Consider the following 12,733-nt stretch of genomic DNA (forward strand, 5'->3'; position numbering starts at 1 on the left):
CATTAAAATAAAGGATATGAAAAGAAGTTATCAATATAGTCTGACCTTGTTTTTGATGTTTTTTGCACTTCTTGCAAATGCACAAACACATAAAACCTTAGAACAGTTTACCGGTATAGAACTGCGTGGGTCTCTTAATGCAGTTTATAAATCAGACAGCACATGGTCTATTGAAGTGCCTGAAGGAAATGTTGCCACACAATGGAGTCTTGAAAATAAAACGCTTGTTCTTAGTGGAGCAGGAAGTAATATTATTGTCAGGAGTCCTGATTTGCAAAAAATAAATATTACGGGCTCGGGAAGTGTTTCTGCAGAAGATACTATCGAATTGCACGATTTGAATATTGATATTTCAGGTAGTGGGAAGTTTAAGATGAACTATGTAAAAGCAAAAAACATAGAAGCTAATATGCGTGGTTCAGGAAAAATAATTCTCGGTGGCTCGGCACAGACATTAAATGCAAATCTTGCAGGCTCCGGAAAAATTATTACCAATAAATTAAATGTTGATAGAGCAGAAGTAAATGTAAGTGGTAGTGGCACATCTTCTGTTTGGGTAAGCGACTCACTCACTGCCAACATTGCAGGCTCCGGTAATCTGTATTACGTTTCTTCTCCAAGAACAATTAATCAGGCAGTTGCAGGCTCCGGAAAAATTGAACCTATAACACCTGCAATTGAATCTGAACTTAATTCAAACAGTATTACAATTACTACAAGTAACAAATCCGGTACCTACTGGGCAGGATTTGAGTTAGGATTTAACGGACTATATAACAGCAAATCAAAATTCGACACGCCTGATGGATATGATTTTTTAGAAATGATTCCTGAAAAATCATTGGCAGTAAACTTCAACTTTTACGAGTATGATGTGAAACTTGTTAAACGTTATGTTATTGCTTCAACCGGTATAGGTCTTTCCTATAACAACTACCGTTTCAGAAAAAACATGAGTCTGATACCCGACACCAATGCCTTGCTTTATACTGTTGACACCATGAACCTGCGCAAGAATAAACTCACGGTAAGCTATGCTACAGTACCTGTTCTGTTGACTTTTAATACTTGTGAAAATCTGAAAAAATCATTTCACATTACCACCGGTTTGTTGTTAAGCTATAAGCTTGGCTCGCATACTAAAAAAGTATATAATAAAGATGGCAAGAAAGAGAAGGATAAAACATTTGACGATTTTAATATAGATCCCTTCCGTTATGATGCTACCATCAGAATAGGCTATCGTGATTTTACGGTGTTTGCCAACTATGCACTCTCAGAACTTTTTAAGAGGGGTAAAGGCCCGGAGTTGCATCCATGGACAATTGGTGTTTCCCTGCTGCCTTGGTAAGATAAAATACCCAAACGGCATTGGCGAAGTGTTTCTAAGAAAATTTATTTAACTTTAATGTAGGCGTGAACTATTTCGCGCCTACGTAGTTGATGACATCATCCTTGCTGATAGTTTTGCCACCAAGAATCACCAAACGTTCTACCACATTGCGCAGTTCACGAATATTTCCTGTCCAGTTCTTTTGTTGCAATTGTTCAATGGCATCAGGAGTAATTGTTTTTACAGGACTTTTATATTCATCAGCAATTTCTTTCAGAAAATAATTAACCAACACCGGAATATCTTCTCTGCGATCGTCCAATGAAGGAACATGAATAAGTATAACACTCAGACGATGATATAAATCTTCTCTGAAATTATTTTTTTCAATTTCAGAACGCAGGTCTTTGTTGGTGGCAGCAATGATACGCACATCCACAGGAAAATCTTTTTCGCCACCCACACGTGTAATTCTGTTTTCCTGCAAGGCTCTTAAAACTTTTGCCTGTGCCGAAAGGCTCATATCACCAATCTCGTCTAAAAAAATAGTGCCTCCGTTGGCTTGCTCAAATTTTCCGCTGCGTGTTTTGATAGCAGACGTAAAGGCCCCTTTTTCATGACCAAACAATTCACTCTCTATCAACTCAGATGGTATTGCCGCACAGTTGACTTCTATAAGCGGCATGTTGTTTCTTTCACTTTTTTCATGTATCCACCGTGCTACTAATTCTTTTCCTGTGCCGTTGCTACCTGTTATCATCACGCGTGCATCTGTTGGTGCCACACGTTCAATCATGTCTTTTATTTTTTTGATACCCTCACTGTCACCAATCATTTCATTGGTGCGTGACATCTTTCTTTTCAGCGTTTTGGTTTCTTTTACCAGCACGGTGCGGTCCAAGGCATTGCGTACGGTAATGAGGATGCGGTTAAGGTCGAGCGGCTTGGCAATAAAATCAAATGCACCTTTTCGAATAGCTTCTACGGCAGTGTCAATATTACCATGTCCCGATATCATCACCACCGGAACTTCAGGACATTTGTTTTGCAGGTTTTCCAGCACTTCTATGCCATCCATCCGGGGCATTTTAATATCGCAGAAAATAATATCGTACTTTTCTTTCTCTGCCATCTTAATACCCTCAATACCATCGGGAGCTTCATCCACTTTGTAATTTTCGTACTCCAGAATTTCTTTCAGTGAATGACGGATGCTTTTCTCATCATCAATAATCAATATTCGCGACATGTCCTTTTATTTACGGTTAGCTTCTGATATTACTTGTTCTTCATTGCAAAATAAAGCATTCCTTCCTTTAATGCGTAGGCACTAACCAAAAGTTTATTCATATTGTGTTTGTGGATAACATAATTCAGCAACATGGATGCAACAACAATCATATCGGCACGCATGGCAATCATTCCGGGCATTTCAAGTCGCTGCTGTAAGGTGGAGGTCAACAAAGTTTGATGTACTTTAATATATTCTTCTAACTCCAAGAGCCACCAGGTTGTGTTTGTTTTTGTCCTGCTAAAACGCTGAAGACATAAATCCAGAAACGTATCGAAAGATCCTGCAGACCCTACCAATGTATTTACCGGGCCATGTTGTGTTAAGGCATCAGAAAGGGGTATTAAAACGGAATTGATATGTTCAGTAATCAACTTCTCCTGTGCATCATTAATCGGGTCTGAAGGCTTAAACATATCTAACAATAATGCAGCACCCAATGGAAAGCTTTGTCGCCACAATATGTGGCTGTTTCCGGCAATTACAAACTCTGTGCTGCCGCCACCAATATCCATTATCAGCACTTTTTCATTTCCAAAAGGTACGGCATGACTTACTCCCGAGAATATCAATTCTGCTTCGCGCAAGCCATCAATTATTTCAAGCATAATGCCTGATTGTTTTTTTGCTTCTTCAACAAAATCTTTTCCATTTGCTGCTCTGCGTATGGCTTCTGTAGCATAACATAACTGTTTGTTTATAATAAATTGTTTCATATCGTCAGCAAATTCTTTGAGTGCGTCAATGCCACGACCGAAGGCAGCGGGTGCTATTTTATTACTGCTAATACCACCTTCTCCAAGTTTTACAGCAATGTTTTTCCGAAAAAGAATTTTAAAATTATCCTCTTGCTGCTCTGCAACAATAAGGTGAAAAGTGTTGGTGCCACAATCAATTACAGAAATTGTCATTGACATTACTTATAAAACAACCAGCGAAACAGTTCTTTGTAAGTAGGTTTTTTGCCATACATCAATATTCCTGTGCGATAAATTTTTGCAGCTATCCATGTTGTGAAAACAAATCCTGCAACTAACAAGACCATGGAAATTACAATATCAATTACAGGTGGATCAAATGGCATACGCACCATCATCACAATGGGCGATGTAAACGGAATAATCGAAAACCAATAGCCTAACTCACTTTCCGGATTGGTCATCACAATGGTTGAGACCACATAGGCAAATATGAGTGGAATGGTTATTGGCAGCATAAACTGTTGTGTGTCGGTTTCTGCATCAACAGCAGCGCCAATGGCAGCAAACAAAGCACTGTAAAGCAAATATCCGCCTAAGAAATAAAATACAAAACATAAAAGAATTTTTGTGATGTTAAACCCTTCAAATATTTTCATGAAATCCATGCTGGCAGGCTGCATTTTTTCCTGTGGAATATTGCTGTTTTGAATCATTTGTTTTTGTTGCATTTCAGCCAACTTGCTCTGGTCCTTACCAACTATCAATGAGGTTGCAGTGCCTGAAATAGCCATTGTTAGAACTATCCAAAGCAGGAACTGCGTCAATCCCACCAGCGCAATACCTATAATTTTTCCCATCATCAACTGAAATGGCTTTACGGATGATATGATAACTTCTACAATACGGTTTGTTTTTTCCTCTATCACACCACGCATCACCTGTATGCCATACATAAAAATAAACATATAAATAAGAAGACCTGCACCAAAGCCAATACCTGCTGTCACTCCGGCAGAAAATGATTTGTCTTTTCCACTAGGGTCAACAGGTTTTTGCTGCAGACTAATGTCTGTTTTGATAGAGTCAAGAGTGGATTTTTGAATTCCGGCATCGGTCAGTTTCATGTTTTCAATATTCTTACTCAACTCACTTTCCAGATAACCCACTACTGTAAGGTTGGGTTGTTTTTCTGTATAAAGAACTGTTGCATCAGGCTTCTGCAAAGTGTTGGCAGGCAGGTAAAGTATGCCATAGTCTGTATTCGGATTAAACAAATGCCTTGCTGTTTGTATAGGCATGGTGTCTTTGGTAAAGATTACTGTTTTAGAATTGGTGAGTTTACCTGCAAGAACTCCTGTTTCGTCCACTACACGAATCATTGAAATAGAGTCACCCTGATTCATGGAAAGGTAAGCAAATCCTGCAATGAGACCACCCATAAGTAATGGCCCAAGGATGGTCATTACAATAAAAGATTTTTTCTTTACACGTGTCAGATATTCACGTTGTATAATCAGTAGTATGATGTTCATGCTTCTACAGGTTTGTTATTTTGTACCGATTCAATAAAAATGTCATTCATAGTAGGAATACGCTCTCGGAAAGAAATTAATTCTACATCGTTGAGCAGTTGTCGCAACAAATCGTTTGCACTGCTGTTGTTCAGATTTTTTACTACTGCAAATGCATGATCGTCTTGCGTACGTGTTTCTACCAATTCAAAACCTGTCCAAAGGGCATTGGCAAAACCTACAGACGTGCCTTTGTACTCTATTTCGAAAAGATTGGAACGGAACTGTTTTCTTACATCCTTTACTTGTCCGTCAAGAATTTTTTTCGACTTATTGATGAGGGCAATGTGCGTACACAACTCTTCAACGCTTTCCATGCGGTGTGTAGAGAGGATGATGGTAGCCCCTTTCTGCCGTAGTCCCAGCAATTCATCTTTAATCAGGTTGGCATTTATTGGGTCAAAACCGGTAAAGGGTTCATCAAGAATCAGCAGTCGCGGCTCATGCAAAATGGTTACAATAAACTGTACTTTTTGCTGCATACCTTTGCTGAGTTCCTCAACTTTTTTGCGCCACCAGCTTTGCATTTCAAATTTTTCGAACCAATAGCGCAGCTTTTTTAATGCGTCACTCCGGCTCAAACCTTTTAATCGCGCAAGGTAGATGGCTTGCTCGCCCACTTCCATCTTTTTGTATAAGCCTCTTTCTTCAGGCAGATATCCTATTGCAGAAATGTGAGAAGGATTAAGTGTTTGTCCGCCAAATAAAATACTGCCGCCATCAGGACCTGTTATTTGATTGATGATGCGTATGAGTGAAGTCTTGCCTGCACCATTAGGACCCAAAAGTCCAAAAACACTTGACTCGGGAATTTCAATACTCACCGAATCTAAGGCTTTGTGGTTTGCATAAATTTTTGTAACCTCTCGTATAGAAAGCAGATTCATAGTTCAATATTATGCGACAAATGTAATGTTTAAGTGATGTGATATTAATGAAAACAATATTTCGTTTTAAACAAGTCTGTTGATTTCCTCATAAAAATTATAGTTATCTTTCCACCATTCAAAAAATTAAACCATGCGGTGGCTTTCTTTTGTTTTTGGTTTTATATTTTGTTTGCATGTCACCGTTTGGGCACAGCAGGCAGAGTTAGATTCATTACAACAATTGCTTGTTAAGCAAGCTGACGATACTTCTAAAGTCAAAACACTGAACGAACTCAGTTATGTTTATTATCAGACTGCCGTTTATGACAGCGAACTGTATTACGCCCAACAGGCATTAACCTTAGCGCAAAAGTTGAATTGGAAAAGAGGCATGGCTGTTTCACTTAAAAATATTGGCAGTGCCTGTGATGATATGGGCAATAACAGCGATGCATTAGTTTATTACGGACGCGCATTAAATATTTTTAGCTCTATTGATGATAAATCCGGTGTATCGGCATGCTATAATAATATGGGCTTGGTATATCGTACTATCGGTAATTTCTCCGAAGCACTAAAAAATCATTATGCATCGTTAAAAATTAAAGAAACATTGGGCGATAAAAATGGTATTGCACTTTCTTACAATAATATTGGTGTTGTACTCTATGCACAAAAAAATTATTCCGAAGCCATAAAAAGCCATCTTGCAGCATTGGAAATAAGAAAGGCATTGGGCAACAAAAGAGGCATAGCATCATCTTATGGAAATATGGGTAATGTTTATCAGGCTCAGGGAAATTATAAAGAAGCATTAAAAAACTATGAGCAAACACTTAAAATTGAAGAGGAAATTGGCAACAAGGTAGGAATGACTACAGCCCTCAACAACATGGGTGCAGCATATTATGAACTGGGCGACTACGATCAGGCATTACAACACAACACAAACGCATTGCGCATTGCCGAAGAAGCGGGCGACCTTTCATCAATTGCAGCGTCAAGCATCAACACCGGAAATGTTTTGGTAAAACTGCAGCAGCCGCAGGCGGCATCGGAATGGCTTCAAAAAGCTTTGGGTATAGGCAAAGAAATTGGCGAAGTGGAAGTTATAAAAAACAGCTACGAAGGACTCAGTCAGGCAGACAGTGCTTTAGGAAAATATCAGGAAGCACTGCATCACTACAAAATGTTTATCAGCTATCGCGACAGCCTCGTTAACGAAGAGAATACGCTTAAAACTGTACAACTTCAAATGCAATATGAGTATGATAAAAAAGATGCCATTGCCCGAGCTGTTCAGGAGAAGAAAGACGAAGTTGTGAGACAGGAAGTGCAGAAACAAAAACTACTACGAAACAGCTTTGTTGCCGGATTTGCATTGATGCTTGCTCTTGCTGCTGTTAGCTACAGAAGCTATGTGCGCAAAAGAAAAGATAACCTCCTCATTGAAAAACAAAAGCTGCTGGTGGAGGAGAAAAATAATGAAATTACACAGAGTCTTCAATATGCGCAGCACATACAGGAAGCGGTGCTGCCATCACATAAAAATATTGACACCTGGCTGAAAGATTATTTTATATTTTATAAACCAAAAGACATTGTAAGTGGCGATTTCTACAGTTTTATCCCAAATCAGGGTAAACTGCTGGTGGCTGCTGCCGATTGTACCGGACATGGTGTGGCAGGAGCTTTTATGAGTATGATTGGCGCCTCGCTCATCAATCAGCTGGTAAATGAAAAAAATATAACTACACCTGCTGAAATCTTGGATGAGTTGAACGAAGGCATTATCAATGCACTGAAACAGAGACAAGGTTTTTCTAATGATGGCATGGACATAGCACTGATTTGTTTAGACCACCAAAAAAAGCAATTACAGTTTGCCGGTGCCAACCGCCCGTTGTGGTTGTTTCGCAACCATGAACTGCTGGTGGTTAAACCCGATAAATATCCTATTGGCGGTATGCAGGTAGCACACACCACCCAATTTACCAATCATGTGATAGAACTGCAAACCGGTGACAGTTGCTACCTTTTTTCTGACGGTTTTGCCGATCAGTTTGGAGGCGAACAGGGTAAGAAAATGATGAGTAAAAAGTTTAAGCAGTACCTGCAGGTTATGCAGCACCTGCCTATGGACAAGCAGAAAGAACAACTTGAGCAACTTTTTAATTCATGGAAAGGAAACTACGCCCAGGTTGACGATGTTTTGGTTGTGGGCATAAAGATATAATAGCCGGCAAATGTTAAAAACTAAATTTTTCAATTAGCGTTGTTGTTTTATTTTTGCATCGTTGCCAATGGCAACAAAGAACCTTTTTGTAAATCATTAAAACCAAATATTATGTTTAAAAATTTATTCTTTTCGAGAAGACTAAACATTGCCGCTTTATTTCTGGCAGCGTTTCTCTTTAATCTGCAAAGTAGTGTTGGGCAGACTTCTACTCAAAACTTTGGAACGACAACTGGAAGTCATACATCTGGTACCGGTTCATCGAGTTTTATTCCTAACCCAACTTCAGGTACGACCTATGCTAGGGGCGGAGCAACTGCGCCTAATGCACCTGTTAATTTGGAAAACACATCCAACCCTTTAGGAACCACAGGTTCCTTTGTCAGAGCAGTTGCTTCATCTTCTACTTCAGTTACTAAAGTTTCACCTGCAATTGCTTATACAGCAGGAAAAGAGTTTTATACTTCGATGAAGGTTCTTTTTGGAGATGCCTCTGCAAGTAATACTGCAAATAGTGGAGAGTGGGCTTTTTTTCAAGGTGATGGTGCAATGTATAACAATAACAGTGGATTTACAGGCAATCAAGTTTTTACTGGTTTACGATTTACTTATGCTTCAGGTGTAGTCAACTTGGATTATAGAAGTGGAGGCAGTTGGTCAACATCTGGACTTCTGACTACTTCTTTTAATCAGGGTACTACTTACATTATTGAAATTGTTGGAAATAACAAGTCAAGTGGAACTATTAATTATACTTACAATGGAAACCCAAAGTCAGTTGCTATAGATAAATTTGATTTATATATTAATGGTACAGAAGTAGGTGATGATTTGTCTAAAGCACAATTAACTAATAATACAGACATTAAGAGTACAACCTTTACTGGGCAATCAAGTGCATCGAATGTTGCTAATTTATTTCTAGATGATGTTGTTATTTATAACTCAGTACCTGCTGTGATTGGTTCCGGAGGTTCACCAGTTTTATCTGTGGGTACGCTGTCAAATCAATTCGGTAATGTTTGTACCGGCACAACAACAGCCTATGAAACATTTACCGTTTCGGGAGCAAACCTTGATGGCAGCAGTGTGGATGTAGGGACATTAAGTGGTTTTTCTTATTGCCTTACTCCTAATGGTACCTATACTTCAACCTTAAACCTTCCTTATACAGCACCTACTTTAAACAGCACTACTGTGTATGTAAAATTCAGCCCCACGTTAGTACAAAGCTACACTGGCACCATTCCGGTTACCGGAGGTAGTGCTGCGGCATCAGGTTGTTCTGTAACTTCTGCTGCGGGTATTAACACCATGCCATCGCTTACTACAGGCGCAGCAACGGGTGTAACACAAAATACAGCCACCTGCGAAGGAACCATTACCGACAATGGCTGTACTGCTGTTTCGGCCTATGGTATAGAATACAGCACTACCAACAACTTTACACCAGGCACCGGTACACAGGTGAGCAGCAGTAACATCAGCAGCAACACCTATACTTCTGCCCTTAGCGGATTGGCATCAAGCACAACTTACTACTACCGTGCCTATGCCACCAACACTGCCGGAACAGGCTATGGCGCTCAGGCCTCTTTTACCACCGATGCCATCAATGCACCGGTTGCAGTTGCTGCTACCAACATTGGCATACATAGTTTCCGTGCCAACTGGAATACTGTGAGCGGAGCAACAGGATACTTTTTAGATGTTTCTACAGCATCAACATTTATGGCTCCCATAACTACTGATTTGGTTTATTGGGATTTCCCCAATAGCCCTGATGATGCTACTGCCGATGGTGGAATCTTGGCCAATGTCTCGGCTACCATCTCAACACAAGGTGGAACCAGTGCAATCACATATTCAGCTGGAGCAACTACTGAAGCTGCATCAGCTACAGGATGGGATGGAGGTAATGGCACAAAATATTGGGAAATAAATTTTGATGCTACCAACTACTACAGTCTGGCATTTTCAAGCAAACAACGCTCTTCAGGTACAGGTCCTCGTGATTTTAAAGTACAGTATAAAATTGGCAGCGGTGGCACCTGGACAGATGTAACAGGCGGTGCTGTTACAGTAGGTAATGATTTTACAACAGGGGTATTAACAGATATTGCATTGCCAACAGCTTGTGATAACCAAAGCAGTGTTTACCTGCGCTGGATAATGACCAGCAACACTTCAGTAGGCAATGGCACTGTTGCTAGCACGGGTACCAGCCGTATGGACGATTTGTTTGTAACCGGCTATGAAGGTGATTTTGTTGTAAACAACCAAAGCGAAGCTGGATTATTTTATGATGTTACATTGCTCAGTCCTTCTACCACATATTATTATCGTGTTCGTGCCACAGATGGCGTGCTCACCTCTGACAACAGCAATGTTATTAACCTAACCACATTAGGCGTTTGTGATTTGTTTACAGTAAATGCATCGAGTGATGCACCATCGCCAATATGCTCCACTACCAACATCAACTTAACGGCAACTGCCAGCGGCTCTGATGGAACTATTACAGGCTACGAATGGTCAGGCCCGGGTGGTTATAGCAACATGACACAAAACCCAACAGTAGTAAATCCGGTTAGTGGAACTTATACAGTTACCGTAACAGATGACAATGGCTGTACCGTTACCGATAATGTATCGGCAACAGTAGAAGCTGCACCAACAGCCAATGCCGGCAGCGATGATATTATTTGCTCAAACGGAAGTGCTTCACTAAACGGTTCTATCGGTGGCGATGCTACCGGTGGCAATTGGACAACAACCGGTGACGGAACTTTTTCGCCCAATGCTACAACATTAAATGCATCTTATATTCCGGGTACAACAGATATCAGCAATGGTAGCGTAGTGCTTACACTTACCTCTACAGGTAGTGTATTGTGCAGTGCAGATAACGACCAGGTGACAATTACCATTCAAACAGGTGTGCCTTCGCAACCTGCTGTTGTAATAGGAGCGCCAACCAGCGTTTGCCCTCCTGCAGGCCCTTATACATTAACAACCTCGGCTGCAAACGCCAACACCTACAATTGGTATGTAGTTGGTGCAAATACCGGAGTAACATTTTTATCTGCCAATGGCAGCAACTCAATGGATGTACAATACGGTGTTACTGCTAACAGCAGTTATTCTGTACGTGTAGAAGCCAGCAATGCCTGCGGTACCAGCGCCTATCGTTCGGCCTTTACACGCAGATCTGTTTCAACACCTGCAAGTGTTAGTGGAAACAAAGTGGCTTGTGCCAGCACCAGCGACACATACTCTTGCACTGCAGTAGCCGGAGCAGAATCCTATCAGTGGTCTATCACAGGTGATGCTACCGTTATCGGTACAACAAACAGCGTAACCGTAAACTTCGGCCCTGCCTGGACAGGAGGAACACTTTGTGTGGCTGCCAAAGTTGGCTGTTTCACCAGCCCGTTAAAATGTATGTCTATCAGTTCATCAACTACTGCCTTAGGAACTATTACAGGTTCTGTAACCGCTTGTCCTAATGGTGTGGTTGGTTTCAGTGTTGTACCGGTTGCAGGTATTCAAACCTATAACTGGACAACTCCGGCCAATGCATCAGTAACTTCCGGTATAGGAACAAACAGCGTTCAGGTAACATTTAATGGCAGTTACAATGGTGTTGGAAACATTTGCGTTTCTGCTACCAGCATTTGTGGTGTAACAACAGCACCTAAGTGTAAAACAGTTGCTCCCGGTTTGCCTTCAGTACCGGCATCTATCACAGGTGTGACTAATGGATTATGCAATACATCATCAACCTTCAGCACCACTCAACAGGCCAGCAACACCTACAACTGGACAGCACCGGGAACCATAAACAACAATGGCTCTAACAGTGTAAGTATTCAGTTTGGTGTAGTTGTAAATGGAAGTAGTGTTTGTGTTAGCGCCAGCAATTCTTGCGGCACCAGTGCCCCAAGATGTGTAACCATTAAAGGTGCGCCAAACTCACCGGTTGCTTTAACCAGCAATCCTGCTACCATCTGCGCCAACACATCCGGTGTTGAGTTTAATGCCAACACGTCAAATACTACCGGTGCTTATAACCTGGCATGGACCTTTACACCAACAGCAGCAACTTATGCAAGCGGTGGAGGAAATACATCACAGCTGATTCTCGACTGGGGAACAAGCAACGGAACAGTAGTTGTTACAGCACACAATGCTTGTGGTAGTGGTGCTAAGTCACTTCCCGTAAATATCAGTTGCCGTATGCAAGGTGATGCAGCAAAAACAGTTAGTATGTATCCAAACCCTGCAAGCAACAATGTAAATGTTGAATTTAGTACAGACAAAAACGAAACTGTAAAACTCATCATCACCGACCTGAGTGGAAAAGTAGTGATGCAGCAAGCGTTTAATGCCACTGTAGGGAACAACACATTACAGGCAGATATTTCTCATCTGGCTAAAGGAATTTACATGGCACAACTGTCTGGCAGCAATTTGATGTCGCCACAGAAGCTGATTGTAGAATAATTTTCCGATAATTTTATTATTAACGAGAGCGAGCCGCTGTGCGAAAGCACAGCGGCTCGCTCTCGTTTAGGCCGGCAGTTTTGTGTTGCATCATATTCCAAACAGCAACAAACAACCGCAACACATCAAACAATGACTTTAAAAAACACTAAAACGCAATAAGAGAAAACTACAAAACGACCTACACAAAAATACACGTGTCGTTGAATTTACGCTGAGCTTGCCT

Annotated in this window: 7 protein-coding genes; 3 read left to right on the top strand and 4 right to left on the bottom strand. The window is 40.8% G+C overall.

The features are described from left to right. The first annotated feature begins 16 nt into the window (after positions 1–16). A complete protein-coding gene (locus V9G42_04205; protein ID MEI2758623.1) occupies positions 17–1,351 on the top strand; it encodes a DUF2807 domain-containing protein in 1,335 nt (444 codons plus the stop codon). A gap of 70 nt (positions 1,352–1,421) precedes the next feature. On the opposite strand, the gene V9G42_04210 is transcribed toward V9G42_04205, so the two are convergent. From V9G42_04210 to V9G42_04225, 4 genes are read right to left on the bottom strand one after another with little or no spacing between them, the layout of a single operon-like run. Further along, positions 1,422–2,582: a sigma-54 dependent transcriptional regulator gene (locus V9G42_04210; protein MEI2758624.1), complete on the bottom strand. Its 1,161-nt coding sequence runs from the start codon at positions 2,580–2,582 to the stop codon at positions 1,422–1,424. Positions 2,583–2,611: 29 nt separating this feature from the next. After that, positions 2,612–3,535, bottom strand: a complete 924-nt coding sequence (locus V9G42_04215; GenBank protein MEI2758625.1) for an exopolyphosphatase — start codon at positions 3,533–3,535, stop codon at positions 2,612–2,614. A 5-nt stretch (positions 3,536–3,540) separates the two neighbouring features. Continuing rightward, on the bottom strand, positions 3,541–4,857 hold the full coding sequence (locus V9G42_04220) for an ABC transporter permease (protein ID MEI2758626.1): 1,317 nt from the start codon (positions 4,855–4,857) through the stop codon (positions 3,541–3,543). Then, positions 4,854–5,783: an ATP-binding cassette domain-containing protein gene (locus V9G42_04225; protein MEI2758627.1), complete on the bottom strand. Its 930-nt coding sequence runs from the start codon at positions 5,781–5,783 to the stop codon at positions 4,854–4,856. The genes V9G42_04220 and V9G42_04225 overlap by 4 nt, the downstream gene beginning before the upstream one ends. A 133-nt stretch (positions 5,784–5,916) precedes the next feature. On the opposite strand from V9G42_04225, the gene V9G42_04230 reads away from it, so the two are divergent. Together V9G42_04230 and V9G42_04235 are read left to right on the top strand one after the other, a co-directional pair. Next, positions 5,917–8,001, top strand: coding sequence for a tetratricopeptide repeat protein (locus V9G42_04230; protein MEI2758628.1), 2,085 nt, complete (start codon positions 5,917–5,919; stop codon positions 7,999–8,001). A gap of 111 nt (positions 8,002–8,112) precedes the next feature. Then, positions 8,113–12,507 carry a T9SS type A sorting domain-containing protein gene (locus tag V9G42_04235; protein MEI2758629.1) on the top strand — a complete coding sequence of 1,465 codons (4,395 nt, stop codon included), beginning with the start codon at positions 8,113–8,115 and terminating at the stop codon, positions 12,505–12,507. Positions 12,508–12,733: the final 226 nt, after the last annotated feature.

The organism is Bacteroidia bacterium (assembly GCA_037045145.1).
Lineage (GTDB): Bacteria > Bacteroidota > Bacteroidia > AKYH767-A > OLB10 > OLB10.